Annotated in this window: 19 protein-coding genes and 1 pseudogene; 11 read left to right on the top strand and 9 right to left on the bottom strand. The window is 59.6% G+C overall.

Features of this window, described 5'->3' with window-relative positions:
• Positions 1-390 precede the first annotated feature (390 nt).
• On the bottom strand, positions 391-792 hold the full coding sequence (locus BFP89_RS23865) for a transcriptional regulator (protein WP_065887923.1): 402 nt from the start codon (positions 790-792) through the stop codon (positions 391-393).
• Between the two features lie 154 nt (positions 793-946).
• Between BFP89_RS23865 and BFP89_RS23860 the strand changes: the two genes are divergently transcribed.
• Positions 947-1,222: a hypothetical protein gene (locus BFP89_RS23860; protein ID WP_065887922.1), complete on the top strand. Its 276-nt coding sequence runs from the start codon at positions 947-949 to the stop codon at positions 1,220-1,222.
• Between the two features lie 73 nt (positions 1,223-1,295).
• Here the strand turns inward: BFP89_RS23860 and BFP89_RS23855 are convergent, their stop codons facing one another.
• On the bottom strand, positions 1,296-2,642 hold the full coding sequence (locus BFP89_RS23855; protein WP_065887921.1) for a DEAD/DEAH box helicase: 1,347 nt from the start codon (positions 2,640-2,642) through the stop codon (positions 1,296-1,298).
• A 192-nt stretch (positions 2,643-2,834) separates the two neighbouring features.
• On the opposite strand from BFP89_RS23855, the gene BFP89_RS23850 reads away from it, so the two are divergent.
• The gene (locus tag BFP89_RS23850; protein WP_065887920.1) at positions 2,835-4,124 is read left to right on the top strand and encodes a mechanosensitive ion channel family protein; all 1,290 of its coding nucleotides are present in this window, start codon (positions 2,835-2,837) and stop codon (positions 4,122-4,124) included.
• A gap of 44 nt (positions 4,125-4,168) precedes the next feature.
• Here BFP89_RS23850 and BFP89_RS23845 read toward each other — a convergent pair whose 3' ends face one another.
• Positions 4,169-4,726 (bottom strand): RBBP9/YdeN family alpha/beta hydrolase, encoded by a 558-nt coding sequence (locus tag BFP89_RS23845; RefSeq protein WP_065887919.1) that lies wholly within the window; start codon positions 4,724-4,726, stop codon positions 4,169-4,171.
• A 223-nt stretch (positions 4,727-4,949) separates the two neighbouring features.
• Between BFP89_RS23845 and BFP89_RS23840 the strand changes: the two genes are divergently transcribed.
• The 5 genes from BFP89_RS23840 to BFP89_RS23820 are packed head-to-tail and all read left to right on the top strand — an operon-like array spanning position 4,950 to position 9,760.
• Entirely contained in the window at positions 4,950-6,329 is a 1,380-nt protein-coding gene (locus BFP89_RS23840; RefSeq protein ID WP_256097376.1) for an iron-containing redox enzyme family protein, read from the top strand.
• A gap of 11 nt (positions 6,330-6,340) precedes the next feature.
• On the top strand, positions 6,341-6,655 hold the full coding sequence (locus BFP89_RS23835) for a Rieske 2Fe-2S domain-containing protein (protein WP_065887918.1): 315 nt from the start codon (positions 6,341-6,343) through the stop codon (positions 6,653-6,655).
• Between the two features lie 5 nt (positions 6,656-6,660).
• On the top strand, positions 6,661-7,842 hold the full coding sequence (locus BFP89_RS23830; protein ID WP_065887917.1) for an MFS transporter: 1,182 nt from the start codon (positions 6,661-6,663) through the stop codon (positions 7,840-7,842).
• Positions 7,843-7,845: 3 nt separating this feature from the next.
• Positions 7,846-9,072, top strand: a complete 1,227-nt coding sequence (locus BFP89_RS23825) for an ATP-grasp domain-containing protein (RefSeq protein ID WP_065887916.1) — start codon at positions 7,846-7,848, stop codon at positions 9,070-9,072.
• 4 nt (positions 9,073-9,076) lie between these two features.
• Positions 9,077-9,760, top strand: coding sequence for a phenylalanine--tRNA ligase beta subunit-related protein (locus BFP89_RS23820; RefSeq protein WP_065887915.1), 684 nt, complete (start codon positions 9,077-9,079; stop codon positions 9,758-9,760).
• 36 nt (positions 9,761-9,796) lie between these two features.
• Here the strand turns inward: BFP89_RS23820 and BFP89_RS23815 are convergent, their stop codons facing one another.
• The 3 genes from BFP89_RS23815 to BFP89_RS23805 form a co-directional block, all read right to left on the bottom strand.
• A complete protein-coding gene (locus BFP89_RS23815; RefSeq protein ID WP_065887914.1) occupies positions 9,797-10,213 on the bottom strand; it encodes an Lrp/AsnC family transcriptional regulator in 417 nt (138 codons plus the stop codon).
• Between the two features lie 67 nt (positions 10,214-10,280).
• Positions 10,281-11,156: a carboxylate/amino acid/amine transporter gene (locus BFP89_RS23810; RefSeq protein ID WP_065887913.1), complete on the bottom strand. Its 876-nt coding sequence runs from the start codon at positions 11,154-11,156 to the stop codon at positions 10,281-10,283.
• Between the two features lie 390 nt (positions 11,157-11,546).
• The gene (locus BFP89_RS23805) at positions 11,547-11,861 is read right to left on the bottom strand and encodes a 3-phosphoglycerate kinase (RefSeq protein ID WP_065887912.1); all 315 of its coding nucleotides are present in this window, start codon (positions 11,859-11,861) and stop codon (positions 11,547-11,549) included.
• Between the two features lie 49 nt (positions 11,862-11,910).
• On the opposite strand from BFP89_RS23805, the gene BFP89_RS23800 reads away from it, so the two are divergent.
• The 3 genes from BFP89_RS23800 to BFP89_RS23790 all read left to right on the top strand — a co-directional run bounded on the left by BFP89_RS23800 (position 11,911) and on the right by BFP89_RS23790 (position 15,443).
• Positions 11,911-12,834 carry a LysR family transcriptional regulator gene (locus BFP89_RS23800; protein ID WP_065887911.1) on the top strand — a complete coding sequence of 308 codons (924 nt, stop codon included), beginning with the start codon at positions 11,911-11,913 and terminating at the stop codon, positions 12,832-12,834.
• Positions 12,835-12,964: 130 nt separating this feature from the next.
• Positions 12,965-13,528 (top strand): peptidylprolyl isomerase, encoded by a 564-nt coding sequence (locus BFP89_RS23795; RefSeq protein ID WP_065887910.1) that lies wholly within the window; start codon positions 12,965-12,967, stop codon positions 13,526-13,528.
• Between the two features lie 82 nt (positions 13,529-13,610).
• Positions 13,611-15,443 (top strand): ABC transporter ATP-binding protein, encoded by a 1,833-nt coding sequence (locus tag BFP89_RS23790; RefSeq protein WP_065887909.1) that lies wholly within the window; start codon positions 13,611-13,613, stop codon positions 15,441-15,443.
• 176 nt (positions 15,444-15,619) lie between these two features.
• On the opposite strand, the gene BFP89_RS23785 is transcribed toward BFP89_RS23790, so the two are convergent.
• The 3 genes and pseudogenes from BFP89_RS23785 to BFP89_RS23780 all read right to left on the bottom strand — a co-directional run bounded on the left by BFP89_RS23785 (position 15,620) and on the right by BFP89_RS23780 (position 17,330).
• Positions 15,620-15,868 (bottom strand): BrnA antitoxin family protein, encoded by a 249-nt coding sequence (locus tag BFP89_RS23785; protein ID WP_065887908.1) that lies wholly within the window; start codon positions 15,866-15,868, stop codon positions 15,620-15,622.
• Positions 15,846-16,128: pseudogene (locus tag BFP89_RS27965) on the bottom strand (BrnT family toxin). The gene BFP89_RS23785 and the pseudogene BFP89_RS27965 overlap by 23 nt, the downstream one beginning before the upstream one ends.
• Before the next feature lie 77 nt (positions 16,129-16,205).
• The gene (locus tag BFP89_RS23780) at positions 16,206-17,330 is read right to left on the bottom strand and encodes a GNAT family N-acetyltransferase (protein WP_065887933.1); all 1,125 of its coding nucleotides are present in this window, start codon (positions 17,328-17,330) and stop codon (positions 16,206-16,208) included.
• 286 nt (positions 17,331-17,616) lie between these two features.
• Between BFP89_RS23780 and BFP89_RS23775 the strand changes: the two genes are divergently transcribed.
• The gene (locus BFP89_RS23775; protein WP_065887907.1) at positions 17,617-18,939 is read left to right on the top strand and encodes a putative porin; all 1,323 of its coding nucleotides are present in this window, start codon (positions 17,617-17,619) and stop codon (positions 18,937-18,939) included.
• The last annotated feature ends 94 nt before the right edge of the window (positions 18,940-19,033 follow it).

Here is a 19,033-nt window from a genome sequence, read left to right as displayed (position 1 = left end):
CACCGAGCCTGGGCGAGGTGCCGAGTGGTGGGGCAAGAGCGTTTTGCTTACTTTTGCGCTTTTCAAAAGTGAGCCGCTGTAAAAGCGGAACCATCAGCAGCCGTTACCGCAGAAACGGATATGTACTCGGTCCAATCCAACACCCCAGTCGGCCATGAGGCCGCCATCGGGGGCAAGTCGAATCGTCGCACCGCCCCTCCCACATTTGGACCGAGGTGTATCAGATGGGTTGTGTAGAGACCTATGGCTATCGGGGACAAGCCCTACCGCCGTCTGTAGGAGCGAGCTTGCTCGCGAAAAACTCACAGGCACCGCGCTCATTCAGAAAGTACGCGTTATCGTTGACGTTTTTCGCGAGCAAGCTCGCTCCTACAGGGTTATGCGGGGTCTTCAGATGGCGCCGCCGGCAATTGCGGCCTTGGAGGCCACGTGATCGAAGGTGGCTTCGTCCAGCGCATCTTCCTGTTGATCCAGCACATGACGTGGATGGTGTTCGCCTGGAATTGAGCTGTCGATCAGGGAAAGCAGGCTTGAACCGCGCGGGGTCAAAATAAAATTCTCGCCATTGCCGCCCTCTTCCTGCGGACGCGATTCGATAAACCCGCGCTTGAGCAACAGTGCTTCGTAATCCGCAGCCGTCTTTTTAAGCGTATCCAGGTTGCCCACGGGCTCGCCCGCCGTGGCCTTCTCGGCGGCTTCCTGCTCGGCGTACTTGCGCGGAGCGAAGCTGCCCTCACCGTTTTGCACTTCATGCAGCAGACGTTCGATCAGATCCCAGTTGTAAGTCGTCATCCTGATTCCTCCTGCAGGCCCACGGAAAAGTAGCCCGTCCAGGGGTGTGACACGCCAGCTCAGCCGCCGTTCAGCCTGATCGACGGACGTCATTTCGCTGAACTTTCCCGACGTTCGCCCCCTCAACCGTACACAATCGCCAAGGAGGTCGCCCATGAAAACCCTGATGAACCTGGCCGTCGTCGCCACGCTGCTGAGCAGCGTGCCCGCTTGGGCCTGCACGCCGGAAGAAGCCACCGCCAAGCGCGAGCAACTGGCGCGGGAAGTCACCCAGCTCACCGAGCAGAACCCGACCAAGGCCAAAGAGATGAATGACGAGCTGCAGAAAATGGACCTGGACACCGAAAGCGCGGAATTTCCCGACAAGTGCCAGTTGATTGATGCGCGCCTCAAGGAACTCAAGGAAGCGGCGGCTAAAGCCAAAAGCTGAATGCAGGCGTGGACGCGGAGCGTCCCGGGAGGCGTTCCCACGCGGAGCGTGGGAACGATCGGTCAGACGGATGTTACTCGGCAGCCGGCGCTTCTGGCTTGCGACGCTTGAGCGGGGCCATGCCGTCCTTGCTGACGAGCGACAGGTTGTCGGTCTTCGGCCGGTTGGCGATCTTGCGCTTGGTCGGCGACTTGGCGCCGGCCTTCTTCTTTTCGCCCTTGGCGTCGGTCTTTTTCTTCTTCACCCCAACGGCCTTGCCCGAGGCCTTGACCTTCTTCGGCCCGGTGTAGGTGCCTTTGACTTCCTTGATGGTGCGGCGCTCGAACGATTGCTTGAGGTAGCGCTCGATGCTCGACATCAGGTTCCAGTCGCCGTGACAGATCAGCGAGATGGCCAGGCCATCGTTGCCGGCGCGCCCGGTACGGCCTATACGGTGCACGTATTCGTCGCCACTGCGCGGCATGTCGAAGTTGATCACCAGGTCCAGGCCATCCACGTCAAGGCCGCGCGCGGCGACGTCGGTGGCGACCAGGATCTTCACGCCGCCCGCCTTGAGGCGGTCGATGGCCAGTTTGCGATCCTTCTGGTCCTTTTCGCCGTGCAGCACGAACGCCTTGTATTCCTGCGCCACGAGGCGCCCGTAGATCCGGTCGGCAGCGGCGCGGGTATTGGTGAAGACGATCGCCTTCTGATAGGTCTCGTTGGCCAGCAGCCAATTGAGGATCTGTTCTTTATGCACGTTGTGGTCAGCGGTGACGATCTGCTGACGCGTGGTCGCGTTCAGGTCGCTGACGTTGTTGACCTGCAGGTGCTCGGGGTCGTTCAGCACCTTGGCGACCATGTCGCGCAGGGTCGAGCCACCGGTGGTGGCGGAGAACAGCATGGTCTGCTGGCGGTTGACGCATTCGGCCACCAGGCGCTGCACGTCGTCGGCAAAGCCCATGTCGAGCATGCGGTCGGCTTCGTCAAGCACCAGCACTTCGACTTCCTTGAGGTCGAGGTTGCCGGCATTGAGTTGCTCGATCATGCGGCCCGGGGTGCCGATCAGGATATCCGGGACCTTGCGCAGCATGGCGGCCTGGACCTTGAAGTCTTCGCCACCGGTAATGATGCCGGACTTGATGAAGGTGAACTGCGAGAAGCGCTCCACTTCCTTCAGGGTCTGCTGGGCCAGCTCGCGGGTCGGCAGCAGGATCAGGGTCTTGATGCTGACGCGGACCTTGGCCGGGCCGATCAGGCGGTTGAGAACCGGCAGGACGAAAGCAGCGGTCTTGCCGCTACCGGTCTGCGCCGTCACCCGCAGGTCACGCCCCTGGAGCGCGAGCGGGATGGCCGCTGCCTGCACAGGCGTAGGCTCGACAAATTTAAGCTCGGCCACGGCTTTGAGCAGGCGTTCGTGCAGGGCGAATTGGGAAAACACGGGTGCTACCTCGAAGAAATACAAAATATCAGCTGCATAGGTTACCGGTTTCGGGCGTCCAAACCGAGTTTCTTTACGCGAACGGTGCTAATCAGCTGGTTTTTTGTCAGCGATTTTGTCCGTGGCGTCAACTTTGTTGCACTTAAATGCTCTAATCGGCCCGTGTTGTCTTACAGAAGAATCGGTTAATCCATGGATATCAAACAGCTCTGGCTCAACGTCCAAGACCTCTGGGGCGCCCTCGATGAACACCCGGTCCTGCATTCCAGCCTCGGCTTGCTGGTATTGCTGGTGGTGGCCTTCGTCGTGGGGCGTGTGGCGCGTTACCTCATCCTGCACGCGGTCAAATTACTCGGCCGGCAACCGGCGCTGCATTGGCTCAACGATCTGCGGCATAACAAAGTCTTCCATCGCCTGGCGCAGATGACGCCGTCCCTGGTGATCCAGTTCGGCCTGTACCTGGTGCCGGACCTGAGCAAGACCGCCATCCTGTTCATCGGCAACGTGGCCCTGGCGATCACCATTCTGTTCATGGTGCTGGCGATAAGTGCCCTGCTCAACGCGCTGCTGGATATCTACGCGCGCACCGAACATGCGCGCACCCGCTCGATCAAGGGCTATGTGCAGCTGGCGAAGATGGTGCTGTTCGTGTTTGGCGCGATCATCATCGTCGCCACCCTGATCGACCGCTCGCCGCTGTTGCTGCTGTCGGGCCTGGGTGCCATGTCGGCGGTGATCCTGTTGGTGTACAAGGACACGCTGCTGTCGTTCGTCGCCAGCGTGCAATTGACCAGCAACGACATGCTGCGGGTCGGCGACTGGATCGAAATGCCCCAGGTCGGTGCCGACGGGGACGTGGTGGATATCACCCTGCACACGGTCAAGGTGCAGAACTTCGACAAGACCATCGTCTCCATTCCCACCTGGCGCCTGATGTCCGAGTCATTCAAGAACTGGCGCGGCATGCAGGCCTCCGGCGGCCGGCGCATCAAGCGCAGCCTGTTCATCGACGCCAGCGGCGTGCGTTTTCTGCGCGATGACGAAGAAGAACGCATGACCCAGGTGCACCTGCTCACCGGCTACATCGGGCGCAAGCAGGCCGAACTCAAGGCCTGGAACGAGGCCCAGGGCCACAGTGCGCAACTGTCGGCCAACCGCCGCCGCATGACCAACCTGGGGACCTTTCGCGCCTACGCCCTGGCGTACCTGCAAAGCCACCCGGACATCCAGCCCAACATGACCTGCATGGTGCGCCAGATGCAGACCACCGCCCAGGGCGTGCCGCTGGAAATCTACTGCTTCACCCGCACCACGGCGTGGGCGGACTACGAGCGCATCCAGGGGGATATTTTCGATTATTTATTGGCGGTGTTGCCGGAGTTCGGCTTGAGCCTGTATCAGCAGCCGAGCGGCACGGACCTGCGCGGCGGGCTGTTTGCGATGACGCAGAATGCCAAGGCCGTGGAAACCCTGGAACACTGACAACCTGAGCTGCGAGGGGCCTGGCCGGTCCCTCGCAGTGGCCGCTACTTCAGTTGGAACTGCGGGTCACCGGTCAATTGGTAAAGGTATTCCACACCCTTCGGCCAAGGCCCGTACCCCGAGTCGCCGTTGATATGGCCGGCGCCATGCACCCACACCAGTTCACTGCCCCATGCCTCGCCGAATGCTTTCGCCCGTTCCGGGGTGACGTAGGGATCGTTGGTGCTCGCCACCAGGATCGTGCGAAACGGCAGGCGCTGCATCGACATCGGCGTAAAACCAGTGGTGCCCGACGCATACGATTCCGCCTCGGTATCGCTTGGCGCCACCAGCAAGGCGCCCTTTACCTTGTTCGACTGCGGATACTGCGCCGCCCAGCGTGTGATCAGGGTAATCGCCAGGCTGTGCGCGACCAGCACAACCTCGCTGTCAGCCGCCTCTATCGCCTGATTCAGGCGCGCCACCCAATCGGCAGCGACCGGCGTTTGCCAGTCCTGCTGCTCGACCCTCTGCAACCCGTGGAACTGACGCTCCCATTGCGATTGCCAATGGGCTTCACCGGAGTTGAACAGGCCCGGCAGGATCAAAACGCTGACTGTCATCTTCCTTCTTCCTCAAGACTTTATTAGCCCGCATGCCGGAAAAAGCCGGCGAACATGTCTAGTCGTCGCCCTAAAATAAATCAACTCACCCAAATCACAAAGCAGACTCCACCTATTGATTTAGTGAAATTCACTATCTACGCGCCCAATTTTCAATCTGTTTTTAGAAAAACCAAATCTATAGCATCTGGCCATCGAACAAATCAGCCAGAAGGCACTTCTTATGTTATGGACAACTAAGCTGTCAGATGACGCGCCCCACTTCGCACTCAGTTCGGATGCCGAGGCGCTTACGCACTACGGTGATGCCCAGGCTTTTGCCCAACCGCGCAGTTTTTATACCAACAGCCCCTTCCAGCGCCCTTCTCGGCCGCAGGATATTTCAGATGTCATTATCAGCACCCGCCTGACCAGCGACCAACTTTCAGACAGCCAGCATTTATTGGCGCAACGCTTGTTATTGAATATCTATGAGCAGGACTTGGTATTCCTGCCAAAGCCGCCCATGGAACTCGATCTCAAGGCGTTCAAACAATTCTACGACCCCGAGCACGCCGCCAGCGGCAAGAAGATCCGGCCGTTGCTTGAGCAGTACCTGTACGACTGGCTCAAGCAGGAAGTGCATATCAACGGTTCGTGGTGCCTGGATTCGTTTGTCGCCCACACCGACAAAGTCCTGGAGGAAGTCGCACAGTCCGAGTCCAGGTTGCACCAGGTACTGACCACCAGCCGCAACCCTGAACGGGCCGCGCGTTTTTTCATGACCCAATGCGCCGGCGACTTCCTCAGTGAAGCCTCGGCGATGGCGCGTAACGTGCTGGGCAACTGCGGTGTGTACACCAGCGAGCTGTTCAAGATCCTGATCGATGAATATGGCTACGGCGTCGATAAAAAGAAGCACAGCACCATTTTTGAAGACATGCTCAAAGACATGGGCATGTCGCACCACGTGCACCATTACTGGCAGTTCTACACCGCAGGTTCCTTGTCGCTGACCAACTACTTCCATTATGTGTCCGCCAACCACGGCGAGCTGTTCCGCTACATTGGCGCGATGTATTACACCGAGGCCACCCTGGCCCTCACCACCAAGCATCAGTCGAGCGCCATCAAGGCGATTTTCGGCGACAGCGTCTCCACCGACTATTTCGATGAACATTCACACATCGATGTCCATCACGGAAGAATGGCCCTGCAGCGCCTCATCCTGCCGATGATCAAGCAATTTGGCAGCAAGATCATTCCCGACCTGGTCCGCGGTTTCGAAGAGTTCAGGTTGCTGCAGGACATCGCCGATGAAGAGCTCTACGCCCATATCAAATGGCATGACGAGCTGGATGAACACCGTGCACTGGCTGCCGCCCACCACGGCCAGAAGCCGGTGGACCAGCGCATTACCGAGGCCGAGCACGAACTCTCGGTGCCGCACACCCACCCCAATGACGAGCTGTTCTGGGTTGAAACCGGCGAGCTGGATTTTGTCGCAAGCCCCGAACTCAGCGTGCGCCTGAAGGCCGGGGAAGGCGTGGTGATTCCCAAGGGCATGCTGCATGGCACCCGCGTCGTCAGCCCCTCCTGCACCTATACCGTCACGGCACTTTGAGTAGGCACCCCATGAAAGCTATCCGCCTGAACCTGACCGACGCCAACTACGTGGCCGTGGAAGACACCACTTATTTTCTCAAGCGCCACACCTATTCGACGCAGTTGCTGCCGACCACTTGCCCCCATCGCGGCGGCCCGTTGCACATGGGTGAAACCAGCGGCGACGGGCAGAGTGTGATCTGCCCCTGGCACGACAACGCTTACAAGGTGTGCAACCTGGAAAAGAAGTCGCCACCCACCGTTCGCGTCAGAAACCAGTTCAGTACCGTCGTCGGTGACACCCAACGGTGCGTGCCTTTACTCAAACTTTCTCGTTACGACTGAGCCCTATGACCACTAAATCAACACTGACAGCGTTCTACTCGATCGTGACCCTGTTTACCGGCCTGGACATGGCGATTGTGATTGCCATGGTCTGGTTCGGCCTGGAAACCACCGGCTCGACATTCCTGGTGGGCGCCACGCTGTGCGTAGCGACGGTGGTGCCGTATGTGTGCGAACAATACATCGGCAAGTTTTTCACCATTGAACTGAGCATGAAACGCCTGCTGTACATCCGCCTGACCGCGTTCGCCGCCGTGCTTGGCCTGTCGTTCACGAACGCCGCCGTGTTGCCCATCGGCTTCCTGGCAATCGCGTTCGTGGTCGGTGTCACCGACTATTTCACCATCAGCACCCTCGAGTCGAAAAATACCAAGCTGGTATTGGCCGGCGCGACCGACAGCGACACCTCGGCGCGGCTGATGCAAACGTCAATCCAGATCGGCGCCTTCGGCGGCGCGCTGCTGGGCGGGGTGATCGTGGACGTGTTCTCGGTCAGCCAGACTCTCCAGATCATCAGCCTGGCGGCGATTGTCTCGCTGGCGGCGATCCTGTTCGTACAGGCCACGCCCGGCGCCGACAACACCGAGCAGGCCGGTGACAGCCCCGTGGCCCAGGCGCTGAACCTGCCGCGAAACCTCTACGTGCTGATCATTGTGTTAAGCATGATCGGGTTCCATATCGGCGCCTTCAACAGCCTGGTGCCGATCGTGTTTCAAAAGCTCAATGAGTGGAACGCCACCCTGTTCGGCGTGGCCAGCGGCCTGGCGGGCCTGGGTGCCTTCAGTGCGGCGGTGCTGCCACGTATCAAGCTAAACAGCTACAGCGCCATCCTCCTGGTGCTGCTGGCCGACGTGGCAATCGTGTATTTCCAGAACCTCTACGTGATGATGGTGGCCGCGTTCCTGCTGGGCTTTTGCATCAACAGCCTGCGCATCCAATTGCGCAAGAACCTGATCGAGTCGGCGCCCAACGCTCGGGTGGCCGACGTGATCGCTGCAAAGAGTTCGCTCTACTACCTGCTGGTCAGCGGTTCGGCGCCCATGATCCTGACGTTTTTCACCACCGCAGGATTCCTCGGGCTGGAAGGTGCGCGCCTGTTGATGATCGTCTCCGCCGGCCTGTTGGCCGCCGCCGTGCTGGCGTGGAACCTCACACCGGCGGTCCCGGCCACCGCGACCCTTGAATAAGGAATGCCTCAATTGCAAACCGTACTGATCGTCGACCCGTTTTCCACCGGCAAACTCTACGCCCCGTTGTTCAAGGCCCAGGGCGTGAAGTGCATCGCGGTGATCTCCACCAACACCTTGCCCAGGCACTTCACCGATGACCTGATCCGGGAAGATTTCGAAGAGGTCTACCACTGGGAAGAGAGCCTGCTGGAAACCCTCGAGAAGCTGTCATTGAGCGCGGTGATCGCAGGCTGCGAGACCGCGATCTATCTCACCGATTACCTCACCGAAGTGCTGCGTATTGCGGGCAACAGCCGCATCACCAGCGACCTGCGGCGCAACAAGTTTTCCATGCAGCAAGCGCTCAAGAAACACGGATTGGCGAACATTGCGTCGCAACTGTTGAGTTCGCAAACCCGCATCCGGGAAGTCGTCGACTCGTTGGACGAAGCGGCCACCTACGTGGTCAAGCCGCTGAATTCGGCCGCCACCGAAGGCGTGGTATTCGCCCGGGGCAAGCACGGAGTGCAAACCGCCCTGAACAATGCGGCCTGGCGGCAGAAAAACGACCTTGGGGAATTCAACCTCGGGTTTATCGTGCAGCCATTCGTGGCGGGGCCGGAGTACGTGGTGGACATGGTCGCCTTTGATGGCGAGTACACCATCGCCACGGTGTGCAAATACACCAAGATCCACAGAAACGGCAGCAAGTTTGTCTATGAAAGCCTGGACACCCTCGACCCCCAGGCACAAGAGCTGCAACCCTTGATCGACTACGCGCGCCAGGCAGCGGCGGCCCTGAGCATCGAGATCGGGCCGATTCATATGGAAATCATCTGGTCCGATGCGGGCCCGGTGATGATTGAAGCGGGCGGCCGCTTGCATGGCGGTATCGCCCCGCTGCTGTTTCAACAGGTGTACCAGCCGGACCTGTTATCGCTGGCCATCGACAGCTACCTCGGCCGGCCTCGCCCGCCGGCCGGAGTTGCACGTGAGATCAGCCATGGTCGTATCGGCTTTTTCTGTTCCGACGAGCGCCGCACCTTTACCGCGCCTTCACCCCAGGCGCTGCAGAGCGCAATGCTCGATGAAGCCTATTGCGGCCATCGCTTCTTTCTCAGCCCGGGCGACACCACGCCGGTCACGATCGACTTCGCCACCTGCCCAGGGCTGTTCTGGTTGCAGCACCCCAGCCTGCAACAGCTCGATGCCAGCACCGAACTGCTGCGCAACAAGCTATGGAGCTAAGGGCATGAAAAGTCGTTTGATCATTCAACAGTCAGCCCTTGACCTGGGCCTCAATAATGCGTGCGCCGCCGTTGTCGAAAACATCCGGGTGTCTGACGACCAGAGTTTCGTCAGTCTCTTGCAGAGCAACCTGAATCATGTGGCCTCGCACCTCAACGAACTGGATGCCAATCCCGTTTACGAAGGGTTTGCCCGCCAGCTTGAAAAGCTCGGCTATACCAACACGGTCAGCGCCAACGAAAAACTGCTGCGGCGGTTCATCGCCAACGGTGTGCGCCCGATCAATAACGTCGTCGATGCCTATAACGCCGTGGCGATCCGACACGGCGTCAGTATCGGCGTACACAGCTATCATCAGCGGGACGATATCCACGTCATGCGCTCGCCGGCGCCGAGGGCCTTCCGCCCGTTGTTTGCCAAGAAGGACGTCATGATCCCCGCGGGCGACATCGTCTATACCTGCGGCGACGTGCCTTTGGCGAGCATCGGCAAAGTCGACGCCGATGCCCATGACTTCAGACTGACGAACGCATCGTCCAGCCTGCTGGTGGTGGTACTGGGGCATGACCACACCACGCTGGCATTCAACCAGACGGTCATCGCAGAATTCGTGGACACCCTGCGCCAGACAATGCCGGCCCTGAATCACTACTTTCTCGAAACCTTCCACGACCACGCACCGGCCTGATCGGGCACCAGCCGCTGCCGTCCCGGACGGCAGCGGCTAGCGCCAGGCCTTGAGCACCGGATTGACCACCACCTCATTCACGTGCTCGATCTTGAGCAGGTTTTCCTTCAATACCATCAACTCTTCAAAATGGCGGTAGCGCACGTCGAGCATCATGTCCACGTCGCCAAACAATGAATAGGCCTGCACCACCTCGCGATACTGGTGGATTTTCGGGAACACCAGGTGGCAGGTGCTCCCGTTGAGCTTGAGCATCAAAAATGCCGATTGCCGGGCCTCATCACCCTCAGCGACGCTGATGGTGAAGCCCAGGATAATGCCCTTTTCGATCAGTTTTTGAACCCGCGACTCCACGGCGGTTCGAGACTTGTGAACCTGGCGCGCCAGTTCGGCCAGGCTGACGCGGGAGTCATCCTTCAAGGCAGCAATTATCAGTTCATCGACCTTGTCCACTCTGCCACCCCCACACCGTTCCTTTCGATAACACACTCTCATTGCCGCTCACACATCGCTGGCACCTTCAGGTCGCAGACTTTACGCCAGCGGCGGGCTTGATACCCAATCGACTCACCCAAACCGCCGCCAGAATCACCAGGCCGCCCAGGGCCAGCCTTCCCAGCGGTTCATGCTGGTTCCAGATCAGCAGGTTCAGCAGCAGCCCCACCGGCACATGCAGGTTATTCATCACCGCCAGGGTGCCACCATTGACCAGGCACGCCCCCTTGTTCCACCAGTACATGCCCAGCGCGGTACTGATCAACCCCAGGAACACCAGCACACCCCATTGCAGCGGCGCCTGTGGCAGAAAGTCTGCCTTGCCGAACAGCAGGAACGCGGGCAGCACCACCAGCAAGGCACCCAGGTAGAAATAACCGAAGCGTCGGTAATGCGGCTGATCGCTCGGATAGCGTGCCACCAGATGCTTGTACATGACTTGCCCGGCGGCGTAGGTGAAATTGGCCAGTTGCAGCAGCAGGAAGCCCATCAGGAAATTCGGCGTGATCTGGTCGAAGCGAATCACCGCCGCACCCGCCACCGCCACCAGTGCGGCGACCAGTGCCCAGGGATTGAACCGCCGGTTGAGCGCGTCTTCGATCAGGGTCACGTGCAACGGTGTGAGGATCGTGAACAGCAACACCTCCGGCACCGTCAGTACGCGAAAGCTCAGATACAGGCACACGTAGGTCACGCCGAACTGCAGCGCACCGATGACCAGCATGCCGCGCATGAAGGCCGGTGCCACCGAGCGCCAGCGGGTCAGTGGGATAAAGATCAGCCCGGCCAGTACCACGCGCACCAGCACTGCGAAGTAGCTGTCGACGTGACCGGCGAGGTATTCGCCGATCAAGCTGAAGGAAAATGCCTGAATCAGGGTGACAACCAGTAGATAGCCCATGTGCGCCTCGTTTCGAATGGGCGCGACATTAAAGCTTTTCGATGCTCGAAGAAACTCGAGGCAAAAAAAACCCGACCTCGCTGAAGCGGCAGTCGGGCAGGAGCACTCAGGAGCAAACAGTGCAAAGGGAGGTTCGGTACGCGTACTTGAAGGGATTGCTTGGGGCCAGATAAACACCGGGGGATTATCTGGCGATTAAAGGATCACGCCACCTGCACGAGCAGGGCGTTGGCGGACAGGGCCATGTAGGCTCTATCGGTAAATGCTGTGAGTCGATGCAGAAAAGATTAACCGTGGCCGCTTCGATTAAAAAGCGCAAAAAACTGCTATAACCCATCTATAAATTTGTTTATAAGCGGAGTCTGCCTGTCGCCGTGCTCCGCGCTTGCTTTATTTCGGCGCACACGCCAGGGCGATTCGCATCTTGATGATCGCGCGGTTGAACTTGACCGTGGTGTGGGTGCTTTTGCCTGCGGGCACGGTGACGGTGCGACGACGCGGCGCTTCCGGGCCATTGGTAAAGATTACAGAACACAGGGCATCCTGGGTGCCGTAGTTATTGAGCTGAATCGAGCTGATATCGCCGTCCACATCGGACGCGGTGTAGTCGATGCTTACGCCGTCGATCTTTTTAGTCACGTCGATCGGGTAGGCAAACGCGATCATCGGCAGCAGCGCCAGCAACACACAACAGAATTTTCTCATTCGGCAGTCTCCAATAAGGACCGCCAGCTTAGGACAAGAGGAGCTCATCTTGAAAGCGCCCCGCGTGACCCTTGATCAATGGCGCACATTGCAGGCTGTGGTCGACCATGGCGGCTTCGCCCAGGCGGCCGAAGCGCTGCACCGTTCGCAGTCCTCGGTGAGCTACACCGTGGCGCGCATGCAGGACCAGCTCGGCGTGCCGCTGCTGCGCATCGACGGGCGCAAGGCGGTACTCACCGATGCGGGTGAAGTGTTGCTGCGCCGCTCCCGGCAACTGGTGAAGAATGCCAGCCAACTGGAAGATCTTGCCCACCATATGGAACAAGGCTGGGAGGCCGAAGTACGGCTGGTCGTGGATGCGGCCTATCCCAACGCGCGCCTGGTACGCGCCCTGACCGCCTTTATGCCGCAGAGCCGAGGCTGCCGGGTGCGCTTGCGTGAGGAGGTATTGTCCGGCGTCGAAGAGCTTTTGATAGAAGGCGTGGCTGACCTGGCGATCTGCGGCTTCAGCATTCCCGGTTACCTGGGCACCGAAATGAGCGATGTGGAATTCGTCGCCGTGGCCCATCCCGAGCACGGGTTGCACCGCATGCACCGCGAGTTGAGCTTCCAGGACCTGGAAAGCCATATGCAGGTGGTCATCCGCGACTCCGGTCGCCAGCAACCGCGGGATGTGGGTTGGCTCGGCGCTGAACAGCGCTGGACCGTCGGCAGCCTGGCCACCGCCGCCGCGTTCGTGGGCAGCGGCCTGGGGTTTGCGTGGTTGCCCCGGCACATGATCGAGCGCGAACTCGCCGAAGGCCTGCTCAAGCAACTGCCGTTGGAACAGGGCGTCAGCCGCCATCCCACGTTCTATTTGTATTCGAACAAGGACAAACCCCTGGGGCCGGCGACGCAGATTCTCGTGGAACTGCTACGCACTTTTGATACCGCTCCGCTGGACGCGCCCTTCGCGGCCCCTCGGCAAGCCTGAAACGCAGTGAACCCATGGTCCGGAAAGAAATCTATGTAAAACTGCTGCCCAACGCGCGACCGGTGGTGATTGAAGATTCCCGCCACGCCCTTGGATCAAACTCGACACCATTACCCAGGATCACTGACCCATGCTGAAAAAAATTGCCTTCCTTGCCGGTTCCGTTCTGTTCGCTGCCAACCTGATGGCGGCCGAACCGGCCAAGGCGCCCCACGTACTGATTTCCACCACCAATGGCGACATTGAAATCGAACTCGACCCGGTCAAGGCGCCGATCAGCACCAAGAATTTCCTCGCCTATGTCGACAAAGGCTTCTACACCAACACGATTTTTCACCGTGTGATCCCGGGTTTCATGGTCCAGGGCGGCGGTTTTACCCAGCAAATGTCGCAAAAGCCGACCGAAGCACCGATCAAGAACGAAGCCAGCAACGGCCTGCATAACGTGCGCGGCACCTTGTCCATGGCCCGCACCAATGACCCGAACTCGGCCACCAGCCAATTCTTCATCAACGTGGCCGACAATGCCTTCCTCGACCCGGGTCGCGATGCCGGTTACGCGGTATTCGCCAAGGTGGTCAAGGGCATGGATGTGGTGGATGTGATCGTCAACTCGCAGACCACCACCAAGCAAGGCATGCAGAACGTGCCAATCGATCCTGTCCTGATCAAGTCGGCCAAGCGCATCGACTGAGGTCTGCAGGAACTTCCGCACGTTGCCCACAAGGCGACGTGCGCATTTGAAAGGAGAGCCCGCACGGCGGGCGTCAAGCCTAATGCTCTATCGTCGTTTTGAACAACTGATCGACATCTTCCGCGATGCTCCCAGCGCGGCCCCGCCCGATAAAGTCCTGCCCTTCTACCTCTACTACCTGCGCCAGGTGTGGCCGTGTTTTGCCGCGCTGTTGGTGGTGGGCCTGGTCGGTGCGCTGATCGAGGTCGCGCTGTTCAGCTACCTGAGCCGCATCATCGACCTGGCCCAGGGCACGCCGCCCGCGAATTTCTTCCAGGTGCACAGCACCGAGCTGATCTGGATGGCCGTGGTCGCCCTGCTGCTGCGGCCGATTTTCAACAGCCTGCATGACTTGCTCGTGCACCAGACCATCAACCCCGGCATGACCAGCCTGATCCGCTGGCAGAACCACAGCTACGTGCTCAAGCAGAGCCTGAATTTCTTCCAGAATGATTTCGCCGGGCGCATTGCCCAACGCATCATGCAGACCGGCAACTCGTTGCGTGACTCTGCGGTGGCAACGGCCGAAGCCATCTGGCACGTGTCGATCTATGCCATCACCTCGCTGGTGTTGTTTGCCGAGGCCGACTGGCGACTGATGATTCCGTTGATCATCTGGATCGTCTGCTACTGCCTGGCATTGCGTTACTTCGTACCGCGGGTCAAGGAGCGTTCGGTGATCTCTTCCGAAGCGCGCTCCAAACTCATGGGGCGCATCGTCGACGGCTACACCAACATCACCACCCTGAAGCTGTTTGCCCATACGCAGAATGAGCAGGAATACGCCAAGGAAGCGATTGTCGAGCAAACCGAAAAAACCCAACTGGCGGCGCGCGTGCTCACCAGCATGGACGCGGTCATCACCGTCCTGAACGGCCTGCTGATCGTCACCACCACAGGCCTGGCCCTGTGGCTGTGGACGCAGTCGCTGATTTCCGTCGGCGCCATTGCCCTGGCCACCGGCCTGGTGATTCGCATCGTCAATATGTCCGGCTGGATCATGTGGGTGGTCAACGGCATTTTCGAAAACATCGGCATCGTGCAGGATGGCCTCAAGACCATCGCCCAGCCGCTCGCGGTGGTCGACCGCGCCGACGCCCCGCGCCTGGAAGTGCCCCGCGGCCTGGTGCGCTTCGAGCAGGTGGATTTCCACTACGGCAAGCAGAGCGGGATCATTGGCGGCCTGAACCTTGAGATCAAGGCCGGGGAGAAGATCGGCCTGATCGGCCCGTCCGGCGCGGGCAAGTCGACCCTGGTCAACCTGCTGCTGCGCCTCTACGACCTGCAGGGCGGCCGTATCCTGATCGACGGCCAGGACATCGCCGAAGTCGCCCAGGAAAGCCTGCGCGCGCAGATCGGCATGATCACCCAGGACACCTCGCTGCTGCACCGCTCGATCCGCGACAACCTGCTGTACGGCAAGCCGCAGGCCACCGACGAAGAACTCTGGGCCGCCGTGCACAAGGCGCGCGCCGACGAGTTCATCCCGCTGCTGTCGGATTCCGAGGGCCGTACCGGGTTGGATGCCCATGTGGGCGAGCGTGGGGTGAAACTCTCCGGCGGCCAGCGTCAACGGATCGCCATCGCCCGCGTGCTGCTCAAGGATGCACCGATCCTGATCATGGACGAAGCCACCTCGGCACTGGACTCCGAAGTGGAAGCCGCGATCCAGGAAAGCCTGGAAACCCTGATGCAGGGCAAGACCGTGATTGCAATCGCGCATCGACTCTCGACCATCGCGCGCATGGACCGACTGGTCGTACTGGAAAAAGGCCGGATCGCCGAAAGCGGCAGCCACGCCCAATTGCTGGCCCATGGCGGGCTGTATGCGCGGTTGTGGCAGCACCAGACGGGTGGGTTCGTTGGCATCGATTAATGAGAGCCGGCCTTGATCGTTCCCACGCTCCGCGTGGGAATGCATCCTGTGACGCTCTGCGTCACGACTTCAAGCGCGGACGCAGAGCGTCCAAGGCGGCATTCCCACGCAGAGCGTGAGAACGATCTTACGGTCAGGCCTGCCGGTAAGGCAGGGCGGAACTTTTAACGTGTTGATCAACCTTGATGAGCCTGCATGTATTGGCGCAAAAGCTGGTTAATACGAGTCTGGTAGCCAGTGCCTTGACCTTTGAACCACTCTAGAACATCCGCATCAAGTCGAATGGTAACCGCTTGCTTCACAGGAACACGCAGTTCAGCACGTCGAAAAAACTCAGCATCCAGTTCAGGAATTTCACTGGTATCAATGTCTTTGTCACTCATCTTGGCCAGGCGCTCCCAATCAGTTTTCGATGTTTGCGTCATAATATTTGGCCTCCTTCTTGGTTGCTTTTCGGGCGGAAATGATACGGATCACATCGCCACGCCGTTCGGTGTATACGACCACACCTATCAATCAATAATTTGATCCAGCCAATACTGATCCAACGCTCTTCGCCATAATCCGCTCGATAATCGCGCAAGGCCAGCATTGGATGGCGAAAGATATCCGGAACGTCGTTGAAATCGATACCGTGCTTAGCAATGTTGGCCTTGTTTTTTGAATCATCCCACTCAAAATACATGGCACGCCATGTATGTACTTTTGTACATACAGAATAGCGATTTCGGCTTCTTTGACCAGTTCTGCCAGACCAGTGGCTCAGGCCTGCCGATAAGGCAGCGCCGACCTCGCCTCTTCGGCATACGCCAGAATGCCCACACGCTCGCGCTCGAGGAAATCCTCCACGGCGTTTTTCAGTCCCGGATGGCGCAGGTAATGCCACGAGCGGGTAATCACCGGTTCAAAGCCACGAATCAATTTGTGCTCGCCTTGAGCGCCGGCATCGAAGCGTTGCAGGCCGTGGGCGATGGCGTAGTCCATGCCCTGGTAGAAACAGGTCTCGAAATGCAGCCGGTCGAACTCCGCCAGGCAGCCCCAATAGCGGCCGTAGAAGCTGTCACCGCCGATCAGGCTGAACGCCATGGCCACCGGGCGTGAGCCCTGTTTGGCCAGGACCACGCGAATCGCCTCGGGCATGCGCTCGGCCAGCAGGCTGAAAAACGCCCGGGTCAGGTAGGGCGACTGGCGGCGTACCGCATAGGTGTTGGCGTAACAGGCGTAGACAAAATCCCACTGGGCTTCGCTCAGTTCATGGCCCTGCAACCACTCGAACTCGATACCCTGCCCCGCCACCTGTTCGCGCTCTTTGCGCATCTGTTTGCGCTTGCGTGAACTCAGGGCGTCGAGAAAATCCTGGAAGTCGCGGTAGCCACGGTTCTGCCAGTGGAACTGGCAGCCCAGGCGCTGCAACCAGCCGGGTTGCCGGGCCAATGCGTCATCGGCCAGCGCGTCGGTGAAATTGACATGGGCACTGGATAGCCCTTCGATTTCCAGGTAACCGGGCAGGCTGTTCAGCAGTTCGAAGCCGTCCTCGGCATTGGCTGCAAGCAAACGCGGGCCGCTGACCGGACTGAACGGCACGGCCGTCAGCAGCTTGGGGTAGTAGTCGATGCCGGCGCGTGCGCAGGCGTCGGCCCACCCATGATCGAACACGTACTCGCCATAGGAATGCCATTTGCGATAACCGGGCAATGCCGCCACCAGCCGCTCGCCTTCCCAATGCAGCAAATGCTCCGGTTGCCAGCCCGAATGGGGCCCCAGGCTGCCACTGTCTTCCAGCGCGCTCAGGAACGCATGCCGCACGAATGGCTGGGCCTGCGGCGCCAGGGCATCCCAGGCCTGCGGGGTGATGTCGGACAGGCTGTCCAGGCGTTGCAGCGGCATCGGCATCTTCTCTGTGTCTTGGGCGTGAAAGCCTGGCGAGTATCGCCTATCACAGCCGTGTGCACACCCGGAAAAAACCCGGGACACAACTCCAAATCAATAGTTCCGTGGGCAAACCAATTGTCATGGAGATGAAATCACTTAGCCACTACTCCGTCATAAACCGTCGCGATACTGACGCCTGTTTTTAGAGCACCCGGGTTTGCCAGGTGGCCTTTTTTCCGTCCGTCATCGGTCGGTTGTGTCCTGGAGGGTTTGTTACCCCTCCTCACTTTCGGAGATTGATATGCGTCTTGCTTCCACTAAAACTGCGGCGGTCCTGTGCGGCGGCCTGTTACTGGCCCTGAGCGTTCCGGCCAGCGCTGCAGTCGACGCTAAGTTGCTCGACATGCTCAAGGCCAACGGCCAGATCACTGCTTCGCAGTACACCGAATTGCAGAACGAGTTGGCCAAGGACCAGAAAGAACAGCAGATCGCACGCCAGGCTCAACAGGAAACCAACGAACAGATCGCCGCCACTGCGAAAAAGACCAACGAGCTGAGCAGCTTCGACCAGAAGCTGGCCTGGGCCGCCAAGACTCAGTTCAAGGGCGATGTGCGTTTTCGCCAGGAAACCATCAAGATCGACGGTGAGCCCAACAACGGTGGGCGTGACAAGGACCGTCAACGTATCCGCGCGCGCCTGGGTGCCTACACCGAGATCAACCCGCAGGTGGACACCGGTATCCGTATCGCCACGGGCGGCGGCGACGATGCGCGTTCCACCAACCAGGACCAGGATGGTTACTTCGATAAGAAATCGATCTGGCTGGACCTCGGCTACATCGACTACCACCCGGACCAGATCAAGAATCTGCACGTGATCGGCGGCAAGATGATGCAACCGTGGGTGAGCATGGGCGATGTGATCTGGGACAGCGATATCAACCCCGAAGGCCTGGCCGTCACCTACAAATACCCGCTGGGCGGCAGCGCCGAACTGTTCGGCAGCCTGGGCAACTACAACCTCAAGGACAACGTCGACGGCGACGGCGTGCAATTTCGCCACGACCTGCGCCTGACATCCGGCCAGTTGGGCACGCGTTTCTCGCTGACCGACAACCTGAAAATGACCCTGGGCGGCAGTGTCTACGCCTACCAGAACGATAAGGACAGCCGCTGCACGACCACCACCACGCCTTGCGCACTGGCGGTCAACGGCAACTCGGCCAATAACGAATTCCGCTTGTATGAAGGCTTTGCCCAGGCCGACATCGGCGGCCTGGCAGTGCCGCTGGCCTTCTACGGCCAATACGTGAAAAACAACGATGCCGTGACCGATCAGGACACCGCCTGGTTGGTGGGTGCCAAGTCCAAGGTGTTCGGTTTCAACCTCGACTACAACTACCGCGATACGCAACGTGACGCAGTGGTAGGCGCCTTCACCGATTCTGACTTCGCCAACGGCACCACCGGTTCGCGCGGTCACAAGATGAAGGTCAGCTACGACATCGACAAGAACTTCGCCCTGGGCGCCACGTACTTCCTGACCAAGGCTGACTACGCCAGCCGGACTCAGCGTGATGCCAACACCAACACCCTTCAGCTGGATGCTGAAGCCAAGTTCTAACCTCACCCTGTAGGAGCGAGCATGCTCGCGAAGAACGAACAGGCAGCGCGTTTATCCAGGATACCCGCGTTATCGTTGACGTTTTTCGCGAGCG

Origin of the sequence: Pseudomonas sp. 31 R 17 (genome assembly GCF_900004915.1) — a bacterium.
GTDB lineage: Bacteria > Pseudomonadota > Gammaproteobacteria > Pseudomonadales > Pseudomonadaceae > Aquipseudomonas > Aquipseudomonas orientalis_A.
Note: the sequence above shows the minus strand (reverse complement) of the source record. Positions and strands in the feature narration are given on the sequence as shown.

What these genes read in the sequence shown, in the direction of transcription:
- BFP89_RS23835 (WP_065887918.1), top strand. Translation starts at nt 6,341, where the DNA reads ATGAAAGCTATCCGCCTGAACCTGACCGACGCCAACTACGTGGCCGTG.
- BFP89_RS23860 (WP_065887922.1), top strand. Translation starts at nt 947, where the DNA reads ATGAAAACCCTGATGAACCTGGCCGTCGTCGCCACGCTGCTGAGCAGC.
- BFP89_RS23840 (WP_256097376.1), top strand. Translation starts at nt 4,950, where the DNA reads ATGTTATGGACAACTAAGCTGTCAGATGACGCGCCCCACTTCGCACTC.
- BFP89_RS23845 (WP_065887919.1), bottom strand. Translation starts at nt 4,726, where the DNA reads ATGACAGTCAGCGTTTTGATCCTGCCGGGCCTGTTCAACTCCGGTGAA.
- BFP89_RS23830 (WP_065887917.1), top strand. Translation starts at nt 6,661, where the DNA reads ATGACCACTAAATCAACACTGACAGCGTTCTACTCGATCGTGACCCTG.
- BFP89_RS23775 (WP_065887907.1), top strand. Translation starts at nt 17,617, where the DNA reads ATGCGTCTTGCTTCCACTAAAACTGCGGCGGTCCTGTGCGGCGGCCTG.
- BFP89_RS23810 (WP_065887913.1), bottom strand. Translation starts at nt 11,156, where the DNA reads ATGGGCTATCTACTGGTTGTCACCCTGATTCAGGCATTTTCCTTCAGC.
- BFP89_RS23825 (WP_065887916.1), top strand. Translation starts at nt 7,846, where the DNA reads ATGCCTCAATTGCAAACCGTACTGATCGTCGACCCGTTTTCCACCGGC.
- BFP89_RS23850 (WP_065887920.1), top strand. Translation starts at nt 2,835, where the DNA reads ATGGATATCAAACAGCTCTGGCTCAACGTCCAAGACCTCTGGGGCGCC.
- BFP89_RS23820 (WP_065887915.1), top strand. Translation starts at nt 9,077, where the DNA reads ATGAAAAGTCGTTTGATCATTCAACAGTCAGCCCTTGACCTGGGCCTC.
- BFP89_RS23785 (WP_065887908.1), bottom strand. Translation starts at nt 15,868, where the DNA reads ATGACGCAAACATCGAAAACTGATTGGGAGCGCCTGGCCAAGATGAGT.
- BFP89_RS23865 (WP_065887923.1), bottom strand. Translation starts at nt 792, where the DNA reads ATGACGACTTACAACTGGGATCTGATCGAACGTCTGCTGCATGAAGTG.
- BFP89_RS23780 (WP_065887933.1), bottom strand. Translation starts at nt 17,330, where the DNA reads ATGCCGCTGCAACGCCTGGACAGCCTGTCCGACATCACCCCGCAGGCC.
- BFP89_RS23795 (WP_065887910.1), top strand. Translation starts at nt 12,965, where the DNA reads ATGCTGAAAAAAATTGCCTTCCTTGCCGGTTCCGTTCTGTTCGCTGCC.
- BFP89_RS23790 (WP_065887909.1), top strand. Translation starts at nt 13,611, where the DNA reads ATGCTCTATCGTCGTTTTGAACAACTGATCGACATCTTCCGCGATGCT.
- BFP89_RS23805 (WP_065887912.1), bottom strand. Translation starts at nt 11,861, where the DNA reads ATGAGAAAATTCTGTTGTGTGTTGCTGGCGCTGCTGCCGATGATCGCG.